This window comes from Variovorax sp. 05L425 (assembly GCF_056397705.1).
Genome location: NZ_JBFTNY010000004.1, coordinates 38138 through 62953, shown reverse-complemented (window position 1 = coordinate 62953; position 24816 = coordinate 38138). Strand labels below are relative to the sequence as shown.

16 protein-coding genes and 1 pseudogene are annotated in these 24816 nt (G+C 66.2%); 10 read left to right on the top strand and 7 right to left on the bottom strand.

The genetic code is table 11. The annotated features are described in order from the left end of the window. Positions 1-3: 3 nt before the first annotated feature. From AC1DN9_RS06065 to AC1DN9_RS06025, 9 genes are read left to right on the top strand one after another with little or no spacing between them, the layout of a single operon-like run. Complete coding sequence (locus AC1DN9_RS06065) at positions 4-2982, top strand: formate dehydrogenase subunit alpha (RefSeq protein WP_478098234.1); 2979 nt, start codon at positions 4-6, stop codon at positions 2980-2982. 10 nt (positions 2983-2992) lie between these two features. Beyond that, complete coding sequence (fdh3B, locus tag AC1DN9_RS06060) at positions 2993-3613, top strand: formate dehydrogenase FDH3 subunit beta (RefSeq protein WP_478098232.1); 621 nt, start codon at positions 2993-2995, stop codon at positions 3611-3613. Next, complete coding sequence (locus tag AC1DN9_RS06055) at positions 3610-3861, top strand: LptM family lipoprotein (RefSeq protein ID WP_478098231.1); 252 nt, start codon at positions 3610-3612, stop codon at positions 3859-3861. The genes fdh3B and AC1DN9_RS06055 overlap by 4 nt, the downstream gene beginning before the upstream one ends. Positions 3862-3876: 15 nt before the next feature. Beyond that, positions 3877-5100, top strand: a complete 1224-nt coding sequence (locus AC1DN9_RS06050) for a formate dehydrogenase subunit gamma (protein ID WP_478098229.1) — start codon at positions 3877-3879, stop codon at positions 5098-5100. Next, complete coding sequence (locus AC1DN9_RS06045; RefSeq protein ID WP_478098227.1) at positions 5097-5504, top strand: hypothetical protein; 408 nt, start codon at positions 5097-5099, stop codon at positions 5502-5504. The genes AC1DN9_RS06050 and AC1DN9_RS06045 overlap by 4 nt, the downstream gene beginning before the upstream one ends. Continuing rightward, complete coding sequence (locus AC1DN9_RS06040) at positions 5501-6364, top strand: formate dehydrogenase accessory sulfurtransferase FdhD (protein WP_478098226.1); 864 nt, start codon at positions 5501-5503, stop codon at positions 6362-6364. The genes AC1DN9_RS06045 and AC1DN9_RS06040 overlap by 4 nt, the downstream gene beginning before the upstream one ends. A 16-nt stretch (positions 6365-6380) precedes the next feature. Then, complete coding sequence (locus AC1DN9_RS06035) at positions 6381-7202, top strand: alpha/beta hydrolase (protein ID WP_478098224.1); 822 nt, start codon at positions 6381-6383, stop codon at positions 7200-7202. A 56-nt stretch (positions 7203-7258) separates the two neighbouring features. Continuing rightward, a complete protein-coding gene (locus AC1DN9_RS06030; protein ID WP_478098222.1) occupies positions 7259-9775 on the top strand; it encodes an ABC transporter permease in 2517 nt (838 codons plus the stop codon). Between the two features lie 14 nt (positions 9776-9789). Next, positions 9790-10341 carry a GNAT family N-acetyltransferase gene (locus AC1DN9_RS06025; RefSeq protein WP_478098220.1) on the top strand — a complete coding sequence of 184 codons (552 nt, stop codon included), beginning with the start codon at positions 9790-9792 and terminating at the stop codon, positions 10339-10341. Between the two features lie 99 nt (positions 10342-10440). Here the strand turns inward: AC1DN9_RS06025 and AC1DN9_RS06020 are convergent, their stop codons facing one another. From AC1DN9_RS06020 to AC1DN9_RS06010, 3 genes and pseudogenes are all read right to left on the bottom strand, one after another. Then, positions 10441-10986: an NUDIX hydrolase gene (locus AC1DN9_RS06020; protein ID WP_478098218.1), complete on the bottom strand. Its 546-nt coding sequence runs from the start codon at positions 10984-10986 to the stop codon at positions 10441-10443. 155 nt (positions 10987-11141) lie between these two features. After that, positions 11142-11426: pseudogene (locus tag AC1DN9_RS06015) on the bottom strand (xylose operon transcription regulator XylR); the annotation flags it as partial. A 27-nt stretch (positions 11427-11453) separates the two neighbouring features. Continuing rightward, entirely contained in the window at positions 11454-12476 is a 1023-nt protein-coding gene (locus AC1DN9_RS06010; RefSeq protein WP_478098216.1) for an isopenicillin N synthase family dioxygenase, read from the bottom strand. 48 nt (positions 12477-12524) lie between these two features. Here AC1DN9_RS06010 and AC1DN9_RS06005 point away from each other — a divergent pair, with 48 nt between their 5' ends. Next, the gene (locus AC1DN9_RS06005) at positions 12525-12944 is read left to right on the top strand and encodes a group II truncated hemoglobin (protein WP_478098215.1); all 420 of its coding nucleotides are present in this window, start codon (positions 12525-12527) and stop codon (positions 12942-12944) included. Between the two features lie 6 nt (positions 12945-12950). Here the strand turns inward: AC1DN9_RS06005 and AC1DN9_RS06000 are convergent, their stop codons facing one another. The 4 genes from AC1DN9_RS06000 to AC1DN9_RS05985 are packed head-to-tail and all read right to left on the bottom strand — an operon-like array spanning position 12951 to position 24804. After that, complete coding sequence (locus tag AC1DN9_RS06000) at positions 12951-13607, bottom strand: Smr/MutS family protein (protein WP_478098213.1); 657 nt, start codon at positions 13605-13607, stop codon at positions 12951-12953. Positions 13608-13622: 15 nt separating this feature from the next. Continuing rightward, positions 13623-15578 carry a sensor histidine kinase gene (locus AC1DN9_RS05995; RefSeq protein WP_478098212.1) on the bottom strand — a complete coding sequence of 652 codons (1956 nt, stop codon included), beginning with the start codon at positions 15576-15578 and terminating at the stop codon, positions 13623-13625. Further along, positions 15488-16165 (bottom strand): response regulator, encoded by a 678-nt coding sequence (locus tag AC1DN9_RS05990; RefSeq protein ID WP_478098211.1) that lies wholly within the window; start codon positions 16163-16165, stop codon positions 15488-15490. Before AC1DN9_RS05990 ends, AC1DN9_RS05995 begins: the two co-directional genes overlap by 91 nt. Before the next feature lie 14 nt (positions 16166-16179). Continuing rightward, on the bottom strand, positions 16180-24804 hold the full coding sequence (locus AC1DN9_RS05985) for a hemagglutinin repeat-containing protein (protein WP_478098209.1): 8625 nt from the start codon (positions 24802-24804) through the stop codon (positions 16180-16182). Positions 24805-24816: the final 12 nt, after the last annotated feature.

The following is a 24816-nucleotide window of genomic DNA, read 5'->3' as shown; positions in this document are numbered from 1 at the left end:
CCCATGCTATTGACCAAGAAAGCGTCCGGCGCCGCGCGAGATGGCGCCTCTCCGTCCTCCTCGTCATTCGTGCACAGCCTGCGCCGCGGCCTTTCCAGCGCGTTGCCGACGATGGACCGGCGCGCCTTCCTGCGGCGTTCCGGCCTCGGCGTCGGGGTCGGCCTCGCGGCAGGCCAACTCACGCTGATCCGCAAGGCACGCGCGGCCGATGGGCGGCCGGTCGCCATCGGTGCCGGCAAGGTCGAAGTCAAGCGCACCGTGTGCTCGCACTGCTCGGTCGGCTGCGCGTCGGATGCCGTGGTCGAGAACGGCGTCTGGGTGCGCCAGGAGCCGGTGTTCGATTCGCCGATCAATCTCGGCGCGCATTGCGCCAAGGGCGCCGCCCTGCGCGAACACGGCCATGGCGAATACCGGCTGCGCTACCCGATGAAGCTCGTGAACGGCCAGTACGAGCGCATCAGCTGGGACACCGCGCTCGACGAGATCACCGCCAAGCTCAAGGAGCTCTCCAAGGCGAGTGGTCCCGATTCGATCTACTGGATCGGCTCCAGCAAGCACAGCAACGAGCAGTCGTACTTGATGCGCAAGTTCGTGAGCTTCTTCGGCAGCAACAACTGCGACCACCAGGCGCGCATCTGCCATTCGACCACCGTCGCCGGCGTCGCGAACACATGGGGCTACGGCGCCATGACCAATTCGTACAACGACATGCGCAGTGCCAAGGTGGCGCTCTACATCGGCTCGAACGCGGCCGAGGCGCATCCCGTGAGCATGCTGCACATGCTCCATGCCAAGGAGAACGGCTGCAAGATGATCGTGGTCGACCCACGCTTCACGCGCACGGCTGCCAAGGCCGACGAGTACGTGCGCATCCGCTCGGGGTCCGACATCCCCTTCCTCTTCGGGGTGCTGCACCACATCTTCAAGAACGGCTGGGAAGACAAGAAGTTCATCCACGACCGCGTCTTCGGCATGGACGAAGTGCGCGCCGATGTCATGGCCAAATGGACCCCCGACAAGGTCGAGGAAGCCTGCGGTGTGAAAGAGGCGCAGGTTCTCAAGGTGGCGACCTGGCTCAACGAGAACCGCCCCGGCACCATCGTCTGGTGCATGGGGCAGACGCAGCACTCCATCGGCAATGCGATCGTTCGCGCCTCGTGCATCGTGCAACTGGCGCTCGGCAACGTCGGCGTTTCAGGCGGCGGCACCAACATCTTCCGTGGCCACGACAACGTGCAGGGCGCCACCGACGTGGGGCCGAACCCCGATTCGCTGCCCGGCTACTACGGCTTGCTCGAAGGCTCGTGGAAGCATTTCGCGGCGACCTGGGGCGTGGACTACGAATGGATCAAGAGCCGCTACGCCTCGCCGGCGATGATGACCAAGCCCGGCATCACCGTCTCGCGATGGATCGACGGCGTGCTCGAGAAGAACGAGCTGATCGACCAGGATTCGAACCTGCGCGGCGTGTTCTATTGGGGCCACGCGCCGAACTCGCAGACGCGCGGCCTCGAGATGAAACGGGCGATGGACAAGCTCGATCTGCTGGTGGTGGTCGATCCCTATCCTTCTGCGACCGCGGCCATGGCCGCCATGCCCGGCCGCCCGGAAGACCTGAACCCCCATCGCGCGGTCTACCTGCTGCCGGCTTGCACGCAATTCGAGACCAGCGGGTCCGTGACGGCGTCCAACCGCTCGCTCCAGTGGCGCGAGAAGGTGATCGATCCGCTGTGGGAAAGCCGCAGCGACCACATGATCATGCAGCAGTTCGCCGACCGCCTCGGCTTCGGCAAGGAACTCAGCAAGAACTACAAGATGCAGAAGGTCAAGGGCATGGATGAACCCGTGCCGGACGACATCCTTCGCGAGATCAACAAGTGCTGCTGGGCGGTGGGCTACACCGGGCAGAGCCCCGAGCGACTGCAGGCGCACATGCGCAACATGGCGGCGTTCGACGTGCGTACGCTCAAGGCCAAGGGCTCGGTCAAGGACAAGATCAACGGCTACGACATCGCGGGCGACTACTTCGGCCTGCCGTGGCCCTGCTATGGAACGCCCGAACTCAAGCATCCGGGTTCGCCGAACCTTTACGACACCTCCAAGCACGTGATGGACGGCGGCGGCAACTTCCGCGCGAACTTCGGCGTGGAACGCAATGGCCAGAACCTACTCGCCGAGGACGGCTCGCATTCGCTGGGCGCCGCGATCACGACCGGTTACCCCGAACTCGACCACCTTCTGCTGAAAAGGCTCGGGTGGTGGGATGAGCTGACCGACGCCGAGAAGGCCAAGGCCGATGGAAAGAACTGGAAGACCGACAGCTCGGGCGGCATGATCCGCGTGTTCATGCAGAACCACGGCTGCCATCCCTTCGGCAACGCGAAGGCGCGCGCCTTGGTGTGGAACTTCCCCGATGCGATTCCGCAGCATCGCGAACCGCTCTACGGCACACGCCCCGACCTCGCGGCCAAGTACCCCACGCACGACGACAAGATGGCGTTCTGGCGTCTGCCCACGCTCTTCAAGAGCGTGCAGCAGCGCAACATCGCCGACAAGATCGCCGAGAAGTTCCCCTACGTGATGACTTCAGGGCGGCTGGTCGAATACGAGGGCGGCGGCGAGGAAACCCGCTCCAACCCCTGGCTCGCCGAGTTGCAGCAGCACATGTTCATCGAGATCAATCCGAAGGTGGCGGCCGAGAAGGGCATTCGCGACGGCGAGCGCGCCTGGGTCCACACACCCACCGGTGCGCGGCTCAATGTGCAGGCACTGGTGACCGAGCGGGTCGGGCCCGACACGGTGTTCATGCCCTTCCACTTCTCCGGTCACTGGCAGGGCGTCGACCTGCTTGCGCACTACCCGGCTGGCGCGCACCCGATCGTGCGCGGGGAGGCGATCAACACTGGCACGACCTACGGCTACGACAGCGTCACGATGATGCAAGAGACCAAGACCACCGTCTGCAACGTTGAAAAGGCCTAGAGGAGTCGTCATGGCAAGAATGAAATTCATCTGCGACTCCGAGCGCTGCATCGAATGCAACGGCTGTGTCACGGCCTGCAAGAACGAGAACGAGGTGCCGTGGGGCGTGAACCGGCGCCGCGTGGTCACGCTCAATGACGGCGTGCCGGGCGAGCGGTCGATCTCGGTGGCCTGCATGCATTGCTCCGACGCGCCTTGCATGGCGGTGTGCCCGGTGCAATGCTTCTATCGCACCGAAGAGGGCGTTGTGCTTCACGACAAGGACGTGTGCATCGGCTGCGGCTATTGCTCCTATGCCTGCCCTTTCGGCGCGCCGCAGTTTCCGGAGCAAGGCACCTTCGGCGTGCGCGGCAAGATGGACAAGTGCACCTTCTGCGCCGGCGGCCCCGAGGCCAACGGCTCGCAGGCCGAATTCGAGAAATACGGGCGCAACCGCCTCGCCGAAGGCAAGCTGCCGGCCTGTGCGGAAATGTGTTCGACCAAGGCACTGCTCGCGGGCGACGGCGATGTCGTCGCCGACATCTTTCGCACACGCGTGGTCCAGCGCGGCAAGGGTGCCGAAGTCTGGGGCTGGGGCACTGCGTACGGATCTCGGCAGGCCGGTACGCCGACCCACGGAGGCACGAAGTGAAGCGCGCACTGGCGACCGTCGCGCTGGTCTCGGCGGCCGTGTTCCTTGCTGCCTGCGGTGAGAAGCCGCAAACCAATGCTCACGGTGTCAGGGTTGATGCGCCGCCGTGGACCGGCACCGGCGTGCAGCCGAATACCGGCACAGCCTTCACCGCCAGCGGTTGGACGCCGGGCGACAGGGCCTCGTGGGAAGAGCGCCTCAAGACGCGCATGCAATACGGCCAGAACGAATACAACCGGATCAGGTGAACCGGAGGAGGTTGCATGAGACAAGTGCTTAACGCCCTGGTCCTGGCCGCGTCGCTGGCTTGCGGCCTGGCGGTTGCGCAGACGCCGGCACCTGCCGCCGCGGAGGCGCCGCCCGCCGCTCCCAGCGCTCCGGCTGCTGCACCTGCACCCGCCGAGTCCGCCGGCGGCATCCGCGGCCAGAACATCTTCGAGGTCAAGCCCGACGCGAGCGCCGATCCTGACTACCTCAACCAGACCAATGGCGAGCGCCAGCGGGTGCAGCCGGGCAACAACGCGCCGATGTGGCGGCAGGTGAGCAGCGGCGTGACCGGCACCACCAGCCTGCCGCGGAGCGAGGCGCCCGAGGCCGGCAACCTGATCCAGCGTTTCGTGAAGTACCCGGGCTCGTACTACACCAACGCGGGCGAAGCCTGGCGGCAGGCGCGCAACACCTTGATCATCCCGTACGGGGCCGCGCTGCTGTTCGTGATGCTGCTCGCGCTGGCGATCTTCTACTTCACGCGCGGGACCATCGGCCTGCACGGCAAGGAAACCGGCCGCAAGATCGAACGCTTCACGCCTTTCGAACGCGCCACGCACTGGTCAAATGCCATCGCCTTCGTCATCTTGGCCATCTCGGGCCTCGTGATGGCCTTCGGCAAGTTCTTCCTGCTGCCGGTCATCGGCGGCGCGCTGTTCGGCTGGCTGACCTACGTGCTCAAGACCGTGCACAACTTCGTGGGGCCGCTGTTCGTGGTGACGACGATCTTCATGGTGTTCACGTTCATTCGCAGCAACTGGCCCGGCAAGGACGACATTGCGTGGCTCAAGCGCGGCGGCGGGCTTTTCGGCGGCTCGGAGCCGCCGTCGCATCGCTTCAATGCGGGAGAAAAGGCGGTGTTCTGGGGCGGGGTGTTGTTCCTGGGGGCCTTCGTCATCGGGTCCGGCCTCTTCCTGGACAAGCTGCTGCCCGGCTTCGTCTACACGCGCGGCCAGATGCAGATCGCGCACATGATCCATGCGGTCGCCACGCTCCTCATGATCGCGCTCATCATGGGCCACATCTATATCGGAACCCTCGGCATGAAGGGCGCCTACCCGGCCATGCGCGACGGCTATGTCGATGAAACCTGGGCCAAGGAGCATCACGCCCTCTGGTACAACGACATCGTCGCGGGCAAGATTCCGGCGCAGCGCAGTGCCGAGGCACGCGCCCAGGCGCCGGGGCACGGCGCGCGGGTTGAAGGAAGTCCCTCATGAAGAAGTCTTCGTTGATTCTCTGCAGCGTGGTTATGGGCCTGGCGTTCGCGCCGGGGGCCTTTGCCAAGCTGCCCGCCCCGGCAACCACGCCGGAAGCCAAGGCCAAGGCGGCCGAAGCTGCCGCCAAGACCGCCTGGAGCGCCAAGGTCGACGGCTTCCTGCTCTGCCGCGCGCAAGAGCGCGTGGCCGCCCGCGTCCGCGATGACCTCGTGGCAGCAGGCAAGCCCGTGCCCACCGCGACGCCGACGCCACCCTGTGCCGATCCAGGCTCCTTTGCCTTCGCGCCGCCGGAAGAGGCCAAGCCGATCGAGGCTTCGGGCGCACATTCGCCGGCTTCCACGGCCGCTTCGCCGCCCAGCACGACCCAGCCTTCGGCCGACATCAATCCCGCGCCCAACAAGTGAAGCTGCCGCGCCTGACGCAGGCCCGGGCGCCGCTCACGCGCGAGGTCGAGATCGTCGATGAGCATGGCGACACGGGCATGGTCTCCATCCCGGCGGAGCGCGACCTGACGGTCTACGTGGATCGCCGCGAACTCGTTACGCTGATGACGCTCGGCGCCCAGCCCGAATTGCTGGTGCTCGGCTACCTGCTCAACCAGCGCTTGATCGAATCGGCCCGGGATGTCGAATCGATCACTGTCGACTGGGAGGTCGGCGGCGCTGCCGTCAGGACGCACACCGGCATCGATCGCATCGAGGAGCGCACCGCCAAGAAGGTCGTCACCACCGGTTGCGGCCAGGGCAGCGTGTTCGGCGAGCTGATGGCCGGCATCGACAAGCTCCGCCTGCCCGACACCCGCATGACGCAGGCCCAACTCTATGCGCTGGTCAACGCGATCCGGCTCCAGGAGAGCACCTACAAGTCGGCCGGCTCGGTCCACGGATGCGCGCTCTTCACGCTGGGCGACGGTGCCGAAGACGTGCGCATGCGCTGCTTCATCGAGGACGTGGGCCGCCACAACGCCATCGACACCATTGCCGGCTGGATCGCCATGCAGCCGCCGCACGCGCTCAGCGACGCGCGGGTGTTCTACACGACCGGACGCCTCACCAGCGAGATGGTGATCAAGTCCGCCCAGATGGGCGTGGCCATCGTGATTTCGCGCAGCGGCATGACGCAGATGGGCCACGAGGTCGCGACGCGCGTGGGCCTGTGCGCCATCGGGCGTGCGACCCACCGGCGCTTCGTCTGCTATGCGGGCGCGCAACGGCTGGTGCTTCAACCGGAGCTGGCTGGCGCGCGGGCGCCGGCCGCAGCCTGAAAGATCGATCGACGACATGAGCGACCCTCAATTTCAATACGTTCAGGGGCAGATGCGCGAGACCTTTCCGGCGCTGCTCGCCGCCTACGAAGCGGAGAGTCACGCTGCCGTGACCAGCGAAGACTGCGTACTCGACGTGCGTTATGGGCCGCTCGAGCGGCAGACCTTCGATTTCTTTGTCGCCCGCGGCCATCCGCGCGGAACGCTGCTGTACTTTCATGCCGGCTACTGGCAGACGCGGGACAAGTCGATCTTTCGCTTCATTGCGCCCGCGTACAGTGCGGCCGGCCTGAACGTGGCGCTCGTGAACTATCCGTTATGCCCCACCGTGTCGCTGGCCGAACTTGTTGAAGCCGCGCGCCTCTCGGTCCCGGCGATCCACGCGCATGCTGCCAGTGGCGGCGCTTCGCCTGCGCTGGTGGCGTCGGGCCATTCCGCGGGCGGCCATCTCGCGGTCGAGATGGGGTTGACGCGCTGGCCTTCGTCCTCGCCAGAGCCCGAGATTGCCGGCATCGTCGCCATGAGCGGCATCTTCGACCTCGCTCCCCTGGTCACGACGTCACTCAATGACAAGCTGCGATTGGACGAATCCGCCGCCGCAGCCTGTTCGCCTCTCCATCGCGTGCACGGCGGCGCACCGCCGGCGCTGATGGTGGTCGGCGGCGCGGAGACCCCCGCCTTCGTCGACCAAAGCCAGCGCATGCACGAGACGTGGATCGAGGCAGGCAACCGCAGCAGCCTGCACATCGAAGCGCACGCGGATCATTTCAGCCTGCTGCGTCCGTTCGCGTCGCCCGCGAGCGCGCTCTTCACCAAGGTTCTCGGCCTCCTGGGTTGAGTCGAAATCATCCTTCGGTTTGGTGGGGGTTGGCCTGTGGGCTATCGTGATGCCCCATGAATGCCTCCCTCCGTCTCGGTTGGCGAACGCTCTGGCGCGATCTCCGCGCGGGTGAGCTTCGCCTTCTCATCGTCGCCGTGCTGCTTGCGGTGGCGGCGCTCACTGCCGTCGGCTTCTTCGCCGACCGGCTCAAGGGCGGCCTGCAACGCGACGCGCGCCAACTGCTGGGCGGCGACGCCGTGCTGGCAAGCGACAACCCGACGCCGCCCGTCTTCATTGAACGCGCCCGTGCGCTCGGCTTGCAGGGCGCGATCACCTACGGATTCCCGACCATGGCACGCGCGAGCGATGCGCAGGGCGGCACGAGCAAACTGGTAGCGCTCAAGGCGGTGACTGCGGGCTATCCGTTGCGCGGCAGCCTGCAGGTCAGCCAGGACCCGGCCGGGCCCGGCCAGACGACCCGCGACGTTCCAGCGCCGGGGGATGCCTGGGTCGATGCTTCGTTGCTTGACTCGCTCGGCCTCAAGGTCGGCGACACGCTGCTTCTCGGCGACACGGGACTTCGCATCGCGCGCGTGATCACGCTCGAACCCGATCGCGGCGCCGGCTTCATGAGCTTTGCGCCGCGCGTCATGCTGAATCAGGCCGATGTGGCGCGCACGGGCCTCGTGCAGCCGGCGAGCCGCGTGAGCTACCGGTTTGCGGTCGCGGGCGGGGCAGGCGCGGTCAAGCAGTTCAGCGACTGGGCCGACGAAGCGATCAAGAAGGGCGAACTGCGCGGCGTGCGCCTCGAATCCTTCGAAAGCGGCCGCCCCGAGATGCGCCAGACGCTCGATCGCGCGGAGAAATTCCTGAACCTCGTCGCGCTGCTCGCCGCGCTGCTGTCGGCGGTGGCGGTTGCGCTGGCGGCGCGCGGATTCGCGGCCAGGCACCTTGACGATTGCGCCATGCTGCGGGTGCTCGGCCAGAGCCAGCGCACCATCGCGGGCGCCTACGCTTTCGAGTTTGCCGTCATCGGGGTGATCGCCAGCGGCCTCGGCGTCGCGATCGGATTCGGCGTGCACTACGCGTTCGTGCTGCTGCTGGCCGGGCTGGTCGAGAGTGCGCTGCCCGCGCCGACGATCTGGCCCGTCGCATTCGGCCTGGGTGTGGGGCTCACGCTGTTGTTCACGTTCGGGCTGCCGCCGGTGCTGCAACTGGCCCGCGTGCCGCCCCTGCGCGTGATTCGCCGCGATGTTGGCAGCCTCAAGCCCGCATCGATCGCGGTACTTGGCCTGGGCGTCGTGGGTTTCGCCGCGTTGCTGGTGGCCGCGAGCAGCGACCTGAAGCTGGGCCTGATCGCGGTCGGCGGATTCGCGGGGGCAGTGGCGGTGTTCGCGCTGCTGAGCTGGGTCGCCGTGCTCCTTCTACGCCGCAGCGTCAACGAGACCACGGCGCCGCGATGGCTGGTGCTGGCCACGCGGCAGATTTCCGCGCGGCCTGCGTATGCTGTGGTGCAGGTCAGCGCGTTGGCCGTCGGTCTGTTGGCGCTGATCCTGCTGGTCCTGCTGCGCACCGACCTCGTGTCGAGCTGGCGCAAGGCGACGCCGCCCGACGCGCCGAATCGTTTCGTCATCAACGTGATGCCCGATCAGAGTGCGGAATTCCAGAAGACCCTGCGCGACAACGGCGTCAAGAAGTTCGATTGGTACCCGATGATCCGCGGCCGGCTGGTCGCGATCAACGACAAGCCCGTGTCGCCCGACGACTACGCGGACGATCGCGCGAAGCGGCTGGTCGATCGCGAGTTCAACCTCAGCAACAGCGCCGATGCGCCGCCGCACAACATCATCACGTCCGGCACATGGAAGCCCGATGCGCCCGGCGAGGTGAGCGTCGAGGCAGGGCTCGCCGACACGCTCGGCCTGAAACTCGGCGACACCCTGCGCTTCGACATCGGCGGCATGCAGAACGAGGCGCGAATCACCTCGCTGCGCAAGGTCGACTGGGGCTCGATGCATGCGAATTTCTTCGTCATGTACACCGTCGCTGCGCTGGCCGATGTGCCGGTCACCTACATGGGCGCGTTCCGGGCGCCCGACGTGAAGGGCTTCGACAACGCGCTCGTGAGAACCTATCCGAACGTCACCAATGTCGACATGAGCGCCACCATCAACCAGGTACAGCGGGTGCTCGACCAGGTCATCCGCGCCGTCGAGTTTCTTTTCGGATTCACGCTCGCGGCGGGGCTCGTGGTGCTGTTCGCTTCGGTCACGGCCACGCGCGAGGAACGTGCGCGCGAGTTCGCAGTGATGCGTGCGGTGGGCGCCCGGGGAAGCCTGCTGCGCCAGGTCCAGCGCGCCGAGTTGGCCGGCGTGGGGCTGATGGCGGGCTTTCTCGCGAGCATCGTCGCTTCGGTGATCGGGTGGGCGCTGGCGCGCTATGTGTTCGACTTCACCTGGACCGCTTCGCCGCTCGTGCCGATCGCCGGCGCGCTGTCGGGCGCGGTGCTGGCTTGGGCGGCGGGCTGGTGGGGGTTGCGCGAGGTGCTGCGGCGGCCGGTCGTCGCGACCTTGCGGCAGGCTTCGGAATAGGAGCCCATCGCGCCATGGCCGAGTGCATCGAGTTCGATACGGAGCGTCTCCGGGTGCGGCAATGGCGCGAAAGCGACCGCGAACCCTTCTCTCGACTGAACGCCGATGCGCGCGTGATGGAGTTCTTCCCTGCGCCGCTCTCGCGCGCCGAGAGCGATGCGATGGTCGACCGCTGCGCAGAAGGCATCGTTCAAAGGGGCTGGGGGTTCTGGGCCGTCGAGGAGCGTGCCAGGGGCGCGTTCATCGGCTGCGTCGGCATCACGGTGCCGCGGCCGGATCTGCCGTTTTCTCCTTGCGTGGAAGTCGGCTGGCGGCTGGCGCAACGGTACTGGGGCCAGGGCTACGCCTTGGAGGCCGCCCGCGGCGCCTTGCGCGTGGGCTTCGAGCGCCTCGCGCTCTCCGAGATTGTTTCGTTCACCGCGGTGCCGAATCTGCGCTCGGAGGCGGTCATGAAGCGTCTGGGTATGACGTCCGATGGCGTGTTCGCGCATCCAGCGCTGCCGGTGGGCCACGCGCTGCGCCTGCACAAGCTCTATAGGCTGCGCGGCGACGCCTCGTCCCTATAGCGCCGATCACCATGGCATGCGCAGCATTGTTCGAAGGTGGCTGCGCGCTGCGCTATTGCAAGCCGTACAAGAATGATTGGAAAAATTGCTGTGAATACATTAATTTATTGTGATTCGTAGTGTTTTTATTTTTTTGATGAGCCGTTTTAAGTTCGGCTCGCTAATGTTCGGTATCTCAATCCAAGAAGCGTGATGTTCGCCATTCATTGCGGCGTGCGGTATTGTGCTCAATAAATATCGAAAGTCGAAATGGAGATGAGTCGGCTCCAATTTTTTGGTGTTTTCTGGTATTTCGTGAATATCAATGTCGATAGGGAAACGGTTTGTGTGATGCCACGAGTGGATACTCGATGTCAGCCCTGTTTCTTCTCGCACCTCACGTTTTGCTGCGGCGATAGGTGTTTCCCCCGCTTCAACATGTCCGCCCGGCTGCAACCATTTACCAAGCACCGGGTGTGCGATCATTAAGAGTGAGTCACCCTGTAGAACGATGCCACTTGCAGTGATGTGGCCGGGAGTATTTTTGCGATCGAACGAGTTTTTCCCACTGGTCGATTTAATGTGATCGAACAGCGGCGCAAGCCGATCCCTTTCGGAAGAAAAGTGATCAAGGTACTGCCTCGTTTCTGCTTCTGAATTTTCCATTGCTCACCTCCCTTTGCTTGAATCAGCGTTTGTAGCGCTGTCGCGTATTGGTTTGGAATCTAGCCCGAATTTGGCGAGTGCGACTATGTCGGGGAGTACTGATCAGCAAATAGAGAAATTTCTCGAGCGAATTGAGAATGTGCTCGTAGGCCGAGTCATCCCACGACACCGGCATCAATGGCGCTGATTTGCACGCCGCGGTAGACACGGCACCCAGGCGTCAGGTGGGCCAGGGCCTTCTCGCGTTCCTGCGACCAGCTGTTGCCCCGGACTTCAGGCAGGCTGTACATCGCGAGCCGTGGCAGGCCGGCTTCGACCAAGTGGTCGCGCGTGAGCTTGACGAGTTTGAAGTTGTCGGTGGCCGCATAGGGCACGCCAACGGGGTAGCCGGCCGGTTCGGCATGTGAGCCGCCCACCGCCACGACCGGCAGCGTGCTGGTTGCAAGTGCCTCGAGCGCAACACTTCCCTATAGCACTTCGTCGCGCAATTGCGGGAACACCTTCGACACTTTCGCCAGCAGGTAGTCGCCGTACTTGCCGTTGAACGCATGCACGTTCGCACGGTCCCAGCGCGCGGCGCTGTCGTCGTGCGCGTCGGCGCCCGCGAGTCCTTCGATGCGCTGTACGCGTGCCTCGAAGTTCGGATCGAAGAAGAGCGGGAACGAGAGCCTGTCGCGACCCGAGGTGTTGCGCGTCACGCGGTGCGGCGTCGACTTGTAGAGCCCGCCCGTCATGCGGTCGAGCATGTCCCCGATGTTGCAGACGAAGGAGCACGCGATCGGCGGTGCCTCGATCCAGCCTTCCGGCGTGCGCACCTGCAGGCCGCCGACGTCGTCCTGGTGCAGGATCGTGAGAAGGCCGTAGTCGGTATGCTCGCCCACGCCCCAATGCACGTCCATACCCTCGGGCACGGGTTGGGTCGGGTAGTTGAAGATGCGGAACAGGATCAGCGGGTCGGCCGTGTAGCGCTGTGCGAAGTACGCGGCGGGCAGGCCGAGGCTCGATGCGATGCCTTCCATCAGGCGATGGCCGAGCCGCGTGACCTGGTCGATGTAGGCGAGCACCGTCTCGCGGAATCCGTCGATGTCGGGAAACAGGTTGGGCCCGTGCACCGGCGTGCCGGCGCGCACCAACGGATGGTCTGCGGGCAGTTCGGTGCCGAGGTAGAGGCCTTCCTTCCAGTCGGGCCGGCCGGAAGTCAGTTCGCCCGCAAGCGGAAAATAGCCGCGCCAGGCACGGCCCCCGAGCGCCATTCGCCAGCGCATCTTGGCGGGTTCGTCGAGCGAGAAGAAGCGGTGGCTGAGGTCTTCCAACTGATGAACGAGCCCTTCGTCGACACCATGCCCGACGACGTAGAAGAACCCGTGCGCACGGCACGCGGCGCCGATCCGCGCCGCGACTTCGCTGCGTGCGTCGGCGTCGCCGGTGCCGATGGTGAGTGCGGAAACATCGATGACCGGCAAGCTGCCGCCGGCGGAGGGAAGGGACATATCTCGCATCCCCGGATGTTGCTCCAACTCTTGGGGACAATGTCGACCATGCAAATTCAGGAAAAACCGCCTTTCGACACCCCGTTCGAGTGGATCGGCGGCGAAACCAAGGTCCACGCACTGGTCGAGCGTTTCTATGACCTCATGGACCTCGAACCCGCCTATGCGCAATTGCGGGCCGTGCACGGCACGACGCTCGACAACGCGCGCCAGAAGCTCTTCTGGTTTCTCTGCGGATGGCTGGGCGGCCCGCAGCATTACACCGACCGCTTCGGGCATCCGATGCTGCGCGCGAGGCATCTGCCGCAGAGCATCGGCGGCCACTCCATCGGCATCAAGGAGCGCGACCAGTGGCTGGCGTGCATGGACCAGGCGATGGGTGAGACCGGCGTGCCCGAAGATTTGCGCGAACGGCTGCGCGGGTCCTTCTTCCAGACGGCCGACTGGATGCGCAACAGAGGGGAATGAGGCGAATCAGCGCCGCGACGGCGCCAGCAGCACCACCAGCGCACCAGCACCGCCTTCCGCCGGCTTGGCCTGCACAAAGGCCAGCGTCTCGTTCTTCTGGATCAGCCAGCGCTGCACCTTGGCCTTGAGCACAGGCTGCTTGCCCGGAGAGCCCAGCCCTTTGCCGTGCACCACGCGCACGCAGCGGACTCCTTGCTTGTGCGCTTCACGGATGAATGCGCCGAGCGCTTCGCGCGCCTCGTCGCTGCGCATGCCGTGCAAGTCGATCTGGCGCTGGATCGACCATTCACCCGCGCGTAGCTTGCGGGTCACGTCGGTATTGATGCCGGGGCGGCGAAAGCTCATCGCGTCGTCGGCGTCGAGCAGCGTGCTGACGTCGAATTCATCGGAAAGCGATTCGCGCAGCACGCGTTGTTCGTCCAGTTGCTGCTGCACGGGTATCGGCGCTGGCGGTTCGGGCGCGAGAGGAACGGCGGCTTTCTGCCGCAGCGGTTGGGTCGCGCCGATCGCACGCGCGAACAGGTCCTGGTCGGCGGCGCGCTTCTTGTGCGCCGCGGCCCGTGCAGCGGCCTCGGCGGCCTCGCGTTCGCGCTGTTCGGCGAGCGAGCGCTGAACGTCCTTGAGGTCTGCAAGGCTCTTGAGGTTCTTGGGCTTGGAGGGCATGCGTGACGGGCGGGTTCAGGCGGCGATGGCGGTGTCGATCGGGCAGCGCAGTTCGAGGGTGGTGCCGATGGCGCTGGAGCGGATCTCCAGCGTGCCACCCAGGCGCGCGGCCCGTGCGTGCATGTTCTGGAGTCCCATGCCGCCGGAAGCACGCGACGTGGTCTCGTGGGCGAAGCCGCGTCCATTGTCCCGCACGGAGAGGCTGAGCTGGCCGTTCACCGCTTCGATCCTGACGTCGACGTGGTCGGCGCCGCTGTGCTTGAGCACGTTGGCCAGCGCCTCCTGCAGCACGCGCAGGAAGTCCAGGCCGCGCTTGCCGTCGAGTCGGCAGGCTTGCAGGCCTTCGAGGTGCCAGCGGCATTCGATGTCCGCGGCCTCCAGCAAACGCGTGCAGCGATGGCGCAGCGGCACCAGCCGCTCGGCAAGCTCGTCCGTGTCGTCGAAGGCCGAGCTCTCGATGATCAGGCGCAGGTCGTCATTGACTTCCCTGAGCGCCCACAGCGCGATGTCGCCGCTGCTGTCCTGCCGATTGCCGAGCGTGTGGATATGGCTGTTCAAGGTCATGCCCAGTCCGTCGTGAAGATCGCGCACGAGGCTCAGGCGTTCGGTCAGTCGTGTCTGGATCAGCTCGGCGGCGTGTTGCCGGCTCAGGCCTTCGGCCAGGCGCCGAGTCGCTTCGTCCACGCGCTGTTGGAGCTCGACATTGAAATGCTCGACCAGCCGCATGTCCTTGACCATGCGCCAGGTCAGCGCGAAGGAGATGCCCAGCAGCGTGGCGCTCGACGATAGCGCCGCATAGTAGCGATTGCCGGGAAGCCATTCGAGCAACACGAGCGTGTCGTGCGCAGCGGCCACCAACGGGATCATCAGGCACGCGGCCAGCACGACGGCTTCCAGCCGGCGCGAGGCGAAGGCGTGGCGCACGATCAACGCGCAGCCGCCGAGATAGGTGAACAGTGCCGCGAGCACGGTGATGTTGCGCACCGTGACTTGCATGTCGGGCGGGCCGAGGGCGACCGCCGCGATGCACAGGCCACCGGACGCGAAGACCACCCGCCGCAATCGTTGCCAGTCGAAATGGCAAAAGCTCAGCGCAAACATGAAGAAGCACACGATGCTGGCGAGCAGCAGGATGTGGTCGGTGCGCTGATAGGCCTCGGTGCTGGTAAACGGCCATGGGCTGACCGCTACGTAGTTGTATGAATACAGCGCCCACAGCAGCGTGAAAAGGCTGAACCAGCCGTACGACACCTCCTTGCGCCGCAGAAGCCAGAGCATGCCGTAGAGGACGCCCATGACCAGCGTCAGCCCGATGCCGAGCAGCGGCAGTGTCTGGCGCGTGAGCCGGCTCTGGTGATACACACTCTTCACCTCGGCGAGTTGGCCGAGTTGCGCGGGACCGAGCCCCGGCTGGTACGCCGACAGGCCCGAGACGCGGATCAGGAGTTCGTTGGCGCCGGGCCGCAGCAGAGGTTCATCGAGCACCCAGAAGCGCGGCATGTTCCAGGAGCGCGAGAGTGGTTCCGTCAGGCGAGTGTCGCTCCCGATCAGGCCCCCGTTGAGATACACCGCCCCAGCCATGTTGAAGTATTCGATCGCGAGGCCCATGGGGGACACGCGGCCGGACCCGGTGGATTCGTTCCATCGCAGTCGGTACCACACCACGCCGTCGAAGCCGGGCCACCGCGTGGTCCAGCTGTCGGGCAGGGTCACGCGGGTCCAGCCTTCGGATGGGGGAGCGGTGGCGTTCCAGTCGGAACGCACGGCCTCGACTTGCTCGAAGCTGCGGACGCCGGCTGCATCGGCGGGAGCGCCGTGCGCGGCCGTGAGGAAGAAGATGCAGGCGAGAAGTGTGGAAAGAAGGGCGCCCGCCGCGCGCATCAGGGCAGCAAGCCCTGCGTGCGCGCACTGTGCACCGCGCCAGCGCGTGACCGCACCGCGAGCTTGCGGTAGATGTTCTTGGCGTGGCATTCGACGGTGTTGATGGACAGGGACAGGCTGTTCGCGATCTCGCGATTGCTATGGCCCTGTGCAACCAGTCGCAGCACATCCAGTTCGCGCTCGCTCAGTTTCGCAGCCGGTGCAAGGCCCGGCGCGGCGTCGATGGTAGCAAGTGCGGCGGCCGCGGGCTGGGGAGCGGCCATCAGCTGGAGGATGCGGCGCGCGATCACCGGATCGATGGGCGCGCCGCCGCGCTGCATGCTGCCCAGCGAGAGTTCGAGCTCGGTGTCGCTGCCGTTCTTCAGCAGATAGCCCACCGCGCCGCCGCGAATCGCCTGCAGGACGGTGGCGTCGTCGCCCAGGCTGGAGACCACGACTGCATCGACCTCCGGCGCGTTCGCCTGGAGCCACGGCAGCAGTTCGAGACCGCTGCCGTCGGGAAGGCTGACGTCGAGCAGGGCCAGGTCGAACCTGCCGTTGGCGAGATGTTCGCGTGCCTCGGCCAGCGTGGAGGCCATGGCGCAGCGCGCCTGCGGGGCGGCCGTCGCCGCCACGCGCTCGAGGCGCTGGCGGACGGCGCGGTCATCGTCGACGATCAGGATGTCTTCCACGGTCATGGCGGCCTTGTCGCTTACTTCGGCTTGGAGACTCCCTGATTGATCACGACGCCGCCCGTGCCGCCGTCGATGTGCGTGGCTTGCGAGCTGCTGCTCTTCTGATTGTCCACGTAGACGTCGACCACGCCGCTCCCCTTCTGCTGGGCGTTGGGCGAGACCGGCGCCTTGGCGGCGGCCGGGGCGTTGGCGGTCGGCGCAGGCGCGGCCGTGGGAGTGGGCGGCGGTGGCGTCGACGGCGGCTTGCTCGCGCCGGTCGTCGTCGTGGTCTTCTTCGCTGTCGCGCTCGCCGGCTTGGGCGCGGGAGTGGCCGGTGGCGGCGTCGAAGGCGGCTTGCTGGCGCCGGTCGTGGTGCCGGTCGGCTTTGGCGCAGGGGTCGCCGCGGGCGTGGAAGCTGGCGCAGTGGACGAGCCGGTGGATCCGCTCGTGCCCTTCTTGGTCGGCGTCATGCTCGAACCCGAAGCGGATGCCGAGAAGCCGACCGTCTGCGAGCTCGATGTACTCTTCGCTTCCTTCTGGATGAAGGCGCCGCCCGCGTCGGCGGTGACGCCGTTGACCGCCTTCACTTGCGTGCCTTCGAGCGTCGTGTTGCCGCCGGACGAAAGCTTGATCGCGCCGCCGCTCGTGATGCCGCCGCCGGTCGCGGTGTCGCTGTCGGACTTGGAAGTGCCGACGCCGAGCGAAGCTGCACCGCTGCGGGTGTCCATGGTCTCGCCGCCGGTCTTCTTGCCATCGGTACCGCGCGTGCCGCCGACGTTCTCCTTCTTGCCGCCCGACGCGGATGCGGAAACATCCACGCCGAGGCTGCTGCTGCTTTCCACCTTGTGCGCGGCATTGAAGTTCAGCGCCCCGCCCGCAGAGACCGAGACATCGCCGTTCGTGCTGGAAATCTGCGTGCCGGTGAAGTTCGCGTCGCCGCCGCTCTTGATGGTCAGCGGTCCGCTGCCGCTCTGGATGCTGCCTGCCACGTCTTCGTTGAGACTGCTCTTCGATTGCGAGTAGCCGACCGCCGCGCTTCCGCTGCCGCCGGACTTGCCCGCCGTGACGCCGACGTCGACGCCGGTTTCCTGGCTGCTCGACGAGGCTGTGTTCTTGGCCGCCGCGAAGTCCACCTTTCCGCCCGCATCGACGCTGGCTGCGCCGCCGGCCGAGAGGTTGGTGCCTTCGAGCCGGGTGTCGCCCGTGGTCTTGATCGACAGGTTGCCGCCAGACTGAATACCGCCGACGACCGCGGTGCTCGAATTGCTGCTGCTGTTGCTGCCGTCGTAGTTGACGCCGACGCTCGCTTCCTTCTTGACGAGGTCCACGCTGACCGAAGCGCCGGCGCTCGTGCTCTTCGAGGTCGAGCTGCTGGTGTTCTGCGCGGCCTTGTAGTCGAGCGATCCCGCACTCAGCGAGACATCCTGACCGGCGGAAATCTGCGTGCCTTCCAGCGTCGTCTTGCCGCTGGAAGTGCTGTTCACGCCGCCGCCCATCCGGATCGTGGAGACAACTGCCGTGCTGCTGTTCGACTGGTCGGACGAGCTGTCGTACTGGTAGCTCGCGCGGATGCCGGCGCCGGCGCCCTTGTCCTTCTCGGCTGGCTTGCCCGCACCCGGACCGATGGAAGCGTCGGCCGAGGCGCTCACGCCGGCCTCGGCGTACGCGCCGACCTTGGCCGTGTGCGTCGTGCTGCTCGACGAACTGTAGGTGGTGTCCGCAGCGGCCTGGCTGGTGATCGTCTTCGCCGACTGGTTCAGGCTGCCCGCGCCCTCGATCTGCGTGCCCTGGTCGGTGATGCTGTTGGTCGCGGTCCGGTTGATGTTGCCGCCCGATGAGAGGCTGGAGGTCATGGCTTTGGTCGAGCCGTCGACGCTGCTGCTCTTCGTGTTCGAGCCGTAGAGGCCGACTTCGATCGACGCCGAGGCCTCGCCCTTCGCGCCTGCCTGGGCGCCCAGCGATGCGTTCGCGCCGGCGCTGCCGCTCGCTTCGGCCTTGCCCGTCGCGTAGAGGCCCGCGGTTGTCTTGTCGCTCGTGGTGCTGACCTGGTGTACGTCGTCCACGGCCTTGAAGCTCATGTCCTTCGCGTTCAGGTTCATGTCGCCGCCGGACTTCATGCTCGATCCCTCGAGCGCCAGCGTGCCGGTGGCGTTCACGTTCAGATTGCCGCCGGCATTGATGGCCGAGCCCTGGTGGGTCGTGTCGAGCGTGTCGGTGGTGGTCTTGGTGTGCTGCACGAGGTCGAGGTGGTTCTCGCTCGTTGCCGACGCGTCCGCGCTCGCCTGTGCGCCAGCGCTCGGCGTGCCCTTGCCGCCGGATGCCTGTGCGCTCGCGCCTGCATTGGCTTCGGCCTTGTTGTCGGTGCTCGCCATCAAGCCGACCGATGTCGACGTGGTGGTCGTGCTGGACGTCTTCTTGTCCTCGGCCGCGAGCAGGTTGACGTTCTGGGCGTTGACGGTGGCGGTGCCGCCCGTGTTGATGGTCGAGCCCTGCAGGTTCACGTCCTTCGATGCGTTGACGGTGAGGTCGCCGCCGAAGTTGAGGTTGGATCCGACATGCCTGAGGTCCGTGGTGTCCGTCTGCGTCGTGGTCGTCGAACTGAAAGCCAGGCCCGCGGCGCCGGTGCCTTTCGCTCCGGCCGAAGCCTCTGCGGAGGCCGAGGCCCTGCCGCGGCCCGAGGACGCCTCGGCGGATGCACCCGCATCGGCCGAGCCCTTGCCGGAAGCGCTCACCTGCATCACGCCGGTCGTCTTGGTGGTGGTGTGCGTCTCGTCGTAGTTGCGGCCGGCCAGCACGTTGAGGTTGGTGGCGTTGATGTCGCCCTTGCCCTTCACGTCGAGGTTCGAACCCTGCACCGTCATGTCCTTGCCAGCGGTGAAACTGGCGTCGCCGCCGACCTGCAGGGTGCTGCCGACGTTGCGCACGGAGAGGCTGTCGGTCGTGGTGCTGGTCGATCCGTAGAGCGAGTTGTTCATGCCGAGGCCACTGGCCTTGCTCTCGGTGTGCGTGGTCGTGCTGTTCTCGCGTGCGACGATGTTGAGGTCGCCGCCGGCCTTGAGGTCGGCATTGCCGCCGATCTTGGCATCGGTGCCGGCCAGCGTGATGTCCTTGCCGGCGTCGACGCTCAGGTTGCCGCCGACAGTCAGGCCCGACTTCACCTGCTGCACGGTGGTCGTCGTGGTGGAGGTGTAGCCGTTGCCGTTCTTGACGTCGATGTTGGCGTAGGTGCTGTTCGTGTCCTTCTTCTCGATGGTGTCGAAGGTGACGTTGCCGCCCGCCTTGAGGTTGGCATCGGTGCCGGCATTCATCGTCGCGCCGATATTGGTGATGTCCTTCTTCGCGTCGAGTGTCAGCGTGCCGGTGGATTCGATGCCCGCCGTCTTGCCGAGCACCGTGCTGTAGAAGTGCTCGCCACCGCCGCCCTGGCTGTCGGTCTTGTTGATGATGCTGCCGTCGGTGGACGTCAGGCTCACGTTGCCGCCCTTGATCGTGCCCGACAGGTTCGTGATGTCGCCGGTCGAGGCGATTACCAGTGACTTGCCGCCGACGATCGTGCCGCCGGTGTTGGTCAGCGACGTGAGGCTCAGGTTCGCATCCTGCGCGGAGATGACGGCACCGCTCGCGATGTTGTTCTTGGTGCTCTGCGCCAGGTAGACCACCGGCGCCAGCACGGCCTTGCCGTCGATTTCGGTCTGCACCATCCAGACGATGTCCTGCTTGAGGGCAGCCTGCTGCTGCGGCGTCAGCGCCTTGCCGTAGGTCAGGCCCAGCGACTCGCTCTGGCTGGCGGCGCTTTCCATCAGACCCTTCATCTGCGTGTCGGCGTTCTGGTAGCTCGCCAGCACGGCGCTGCCGGTCTGCGTGATCAACTGCTGCTTGACCAGCCAGGCTTCATAGCTCGCATCGCCCAGGCGCATCGACAACTCGTCGGGGTTGTAGCCAAGTAGCTTCGACAGATAGTCGGAGCCCATCGTGGCGGTGCCGGTCAGGTAGAGAGGATTGGTCTCGACCAGGTACTTGGCGCCGGGCTCCTGCACTGTCACGAACAGCCCGTTGGGGTTGGTCGGAAGGACGACGTTGATGCCGCCGAAGGAAGTGCCCTTGACGCCGTTGGCGGCGTTGGCATCGAGGAAGGAGATGCCGGACACGGGGCGCGTTGTTGCCGCGCCGCCGAAGGCCATGCCCGTCTTGGCGCCCTCGGCGACGTCGAGCGCCTGGGTGCCGGCGGCCGAGGGCCCTGACTGGGCATCGCCCTTGCGTGCCGTCGCCTTGGTCGCGCTGACGCCCTCGGTGACGCTGGTCAGATCTTCGTTGGCGCCGACATTGCGCGCGGTCGATCCGTTGTTGACCAGGCTGAAGCCCGAGCCGTACAGGCTCTTCGTGTACAGGCCGGCATTCAGCACGTTGTTGGCAGTCGGTGTCTGGGGTGAGTCTTCGTAGCCGCTGGTGTAGCAGACCGAATCCCAGGTGCCGCCCCTGTCGCAGAGCGCGTTGTCGTAGATGGTGCCGATGCCGCCTGCCGCCTTGTACTTCGTGGTGAGCGAGTAGCGCACGACGTGGTCGGTGGTCGTCAGTGCCAGGTTGTCATTGGTAAAGCTGGCGCCGCTGAGCTTGAAGCCGTGGACGCCGTCAGCGATGCCCTGTCCCGCATAGAGCGCCGTGTTGCCCTGCGCCGAATCGTACGAGAAGCCCTGCAGCGTCATGCTGTTGCCGGCGAAGATCGTGCCGCCGGTGTTCTTGCCGTCATGGAAGGCCAGCGTCATGTCACGGCCGGCGGTGATCTGCGGCACTATATCCGGCAAGGGCTGCGAGTAGGTCTGCGTCACCGTGTAGCTGTACTGGTAGAGCGTGGCAACGTCCTTGTTGCCGCCGTCGTAGACCCCTGGCGAGACCTTGTCGTCGCGCGAATCGATCTCGACGGAAGCGCTGTTGGCGCCCTGATGGTCAATGCGCTGCAGGCCGATGATCTCGTTGCGCAACGTGGCCGCGACGATGTTGGCATCGTACGTGGCGTTGATGATGCGGCCGTTGACCAATGTATTGGCGGTGAGCGAGAGATTGCCCTCGCTATTGATGTCGCCGGTGTTGGTGAAGGTTCCGTTGGCCTTTGCGGTGAGTTGCGTGCCGGCGTAGAGCAAGCCGGCATTGTCGAGATTGCCCGCGGAGGCCGCGGGTGTGGCGGCGCTCAGGTCGAGCGCACCACCATTGGCATCCACATTCAGCGCGCCCAGGGCCGAGAGGGCACCGGTTGCCCCGACGGAGATGGAAGGTGCCTTTACGTCCAGGTCGGTGGCCGAGAAGACCAGACCGTTGTTGGTGAAGGCCTGGGCGACCTCGACGGAACTGGCGCCGTTCCCGCTCAACGCGGCCATGATCCGTCCGGTCTTGGTGGACGAGCCGGACCCCTGGGTCGCGAGCGACAGCGTCGAGGCCTTGAGGTCGAGTTGTTTCTGAGAGACCAGCGCCGCTTGTGCGCCGATCGCGACATTGCCGGTATTTACTGTCACGCTGTCGCCGAGCGCGGTGCCGTTGAGCGCCAGCGTCGACTGCCCATTGCCTGTGATCGTCAATGCGCCGCCGCTCTGCAGCGTCCCGTCAAGGGTCGCCGTATAGCTGTTGTTGCCGAGGGCCTGCAGCGTCAGCGCCTGATTGGCCAGGATGTCACCGTTGCCGGCGGTGCCGTCGACCTGGCTTTGCAAGCCGTCGCTGCCGATGCCGAGCGTGAGCGCGCCGAGAGATTGCAGCGTGCCCTGATTGACGATGCCCTTGCCCGACAGCGTGCCGCCGCCGGTCGAGGTCGCTGCCATCGTGATCACGCCGCCGGCCTGGTTTGTGACGGTGCCGCTGGCGGTAATGCTCGAAGCGGCGCTGCCGCCGCCCTGGATATTGCCCGCGTTCGTGAGGCTGCCGACCGCGATCGCCAGCTTGTCGCCGAGCATCACGCCGCCATCGACGTTGTCGACCTGGCTCGCGGCGCCCGAGATGCCGAGCGTCGCGCCATTGCCCGCCTGGCCATTGCCGGCCTGCATCGTGCCGGCGTTGCGCAAGCCGTTGATGCCGTTGACATTGGCCTGCAGGTTGCCACCGGTGCGCAGCAGCGCAAGCGTCTTGTTGTCGATGCGGCCGGCCGTGAAGACGGCGTCCTGTTGCGCCTGCATCGTGCCGCTGTTGGTCAGCGTGCCTGCGACGTTCACCTGGCTTGCGGGGCTGTCAGCCTGGGTCGACAGCACCCACACGCCCTGGTTGTCGAGGCTTGCCGCAGCAATGTTGCTGCCATTCGTGGCCTGGACCCATCCGCTTGACTGGTTCTGCGCCGAATCCGCCTTGAGTGCCAGTGTGCCGTCCGCGAGCAACTGGCCGCTGTTGACCAGCGATTCGTTGGCGCCGGCATTCCGGTCGGCGATGTCGAGGTTGGAGGCTGCGTGAATCTGGCCGCTGTTGGTGATCACGCCATCGACGCGCACGGTGGTGTCCCCGACGGAAGCGGTGACCATACCGGCGTTGTCCAGCCCTTGTTTGCCGCTCAGCACGACGCTCGTGCCCGCGAGCGTGCCGCCGGCATTGCCGATCGCGCCGCCGCTGTCCAGCGACAGCGCCTGCCCGGCCTGCAGCACCGCGCCGGATGCGTTGTTCAGCGTGCTGGTCGTTGCGATGTCGAGCTTGCCAGCGGCTGCGATCACCTTGCGGTTTTCCAGGTCGCCCGCGGCGAAGGCGGCATCGCCGGCCGACTGCACGACGCCCGTGTTGGTCAGGCTGCCGGTCACATCGACCTGATCGGTCGACCCGGCCTCCTGCGAGAGCAGCAAGGAGCCCGCGTTGGCCAGCGAGCCGGCCGCGATCTTGCTCTGGGTCGCGGCTTGGATCCAACCGTCGGGGCTGTTCGTGATCGCCCCGGCCTGCAGGTCCATGGCACGTGCGGCCAGCAGATCGCCGCTGTTGCTCAACTGCCCCGCCTTCGCCGTGATGTCCTGCGCAGCGCGCACGCTGCCGCTGTTGTCGAACTTGTCTGCCACGTTCAGCGCGGCAGAGCCGGCGACGGCAATGATCTTTCCGCTGTTGTCCAGGCTCACGGCCTCGATGGCGTTGGCGCCACCGGCCTGCATCCAGCCGCTGTTGCCGATCGCTGCGGCGCGCGTGGTCATCGTCTGCCCGGCCAGCAAGTTGCCGGTGTTGCCGAGCGATTGACTGGCGCCGCCGGCCGCGTCGGCGATGTCGAGGTTCTGGCCGGCGTTGATCGTGCCGCTGTTGGCGATCTGCGATCCGGCGCGCAGTGTGACGCTGCCCTGGTCCGCGCTCACCACGCCCGCGTTGGTCAGGCCTGTTCGGGCGTCGATGCCGATCTGGCCGCTGGTGCTTTGTACGCCCTGGCCTTCGCCGTCGGCGGTGGAGACCTGGCCGGTGCTCCCCAGATGCAGGTCGCCCGCGGCGCGCAATGCGGCGGCGCCCAGGTTCAAGTCGCCTGCCGTGCTGGCGACATTCAGCGCGCCGCCGGCCTGCAGGTGCGTGCCTTCGCCGGTGTCGACGCGCGTGCCGTTGGCCTGCAGATCGCCGCCCGCGATCAGCGTGCTGGCATTGACGCCCAAACCGCCCTGGCTCGCGGCAATGTTAGTGTTGCGCGCGGCGGTCAGCGTCGCGCCGGTGAGCGCGATTGCCGCGGCGTCATTGCTGTTGCTGGCGACCAGCACGTCGCGTTGCGCCGAGATCTTGTTGCTCAGCTCGATCCTGCCGGCGGCCGACAACGTGAAGTCTTCCGCGCTGGCCGCCGCATCGCCAAGCATGCGCACGCCCACGCCGGCCTCGGTCGCCGTGAGCTTGATACGGTTGGCATACATGCCGCCCAGTGCGGAGCTGTCGATCGCGTAGGTAGGCGCCGTGCCCTGCGCGTCCACGCTGCCGGTCACGGCGCGCGTGCCGTAGTCCCATGAATTCGTGCCCGTGTGGATGCCGAGGTCCTGCGTGTTGATGGTCCCTTCGATCCGTGCCGAGCGCGTGACAAGATCAAGCACCTGCTGAGCCGTCGCATTGAGGCCGTTGCCGGTCACCAGGATGTCGCCCTGGCTCACGTTGAAGCCGCCGAGGCTGCCGTCCGCGCGCATGAACGGCAGGCCGGTCGTGAGCGTCACGCGGTCGGTGTTGATGAAGCCGCAACTCGAGCAGGTGATGCCGTAGGGATTGGCCAGCACCACGTCGGCCTTGCGGCCCAGCACTTCGGTGAAGCCCGCGAGCGTGCTTCGGTTGTTGGCGACCACCTCGTTGAGGATCACGCTCGCCGGATTCGCGATGTTGTAGTTGGCCATGATCTGGCCGGCGAGCTGCGAGGTGTACGCCACCTGCTGCGTGGTCGTGTTGTTCAGCACCAGGCCCATCGCGTTCACGTTGAACTGCTGATAGCGGTTGTGCGAAAGCCCCGCCGCGTTCGGGTTGGCAATGTTCACCACCGTGACGCCGTTGCCCGCGACATAGGCGTTGGTTTGCGCTCCCGGAGCGACAACGACCGAGGGCGGCATCTGGGCGTGTGCGAGGCCTGCGCCCAGCGCGGCGGCGACCAGGACGACGGCCGGGCGGACGGACTTGCTGCTCTTGCCGCGCCCGCGGGCGGTTTCTGCGACGGCGACCCAGGCGCGAACGGCGTTGTTCCAGACAATTCGATAGACGTGGTTCATGGCGTTTCCTTG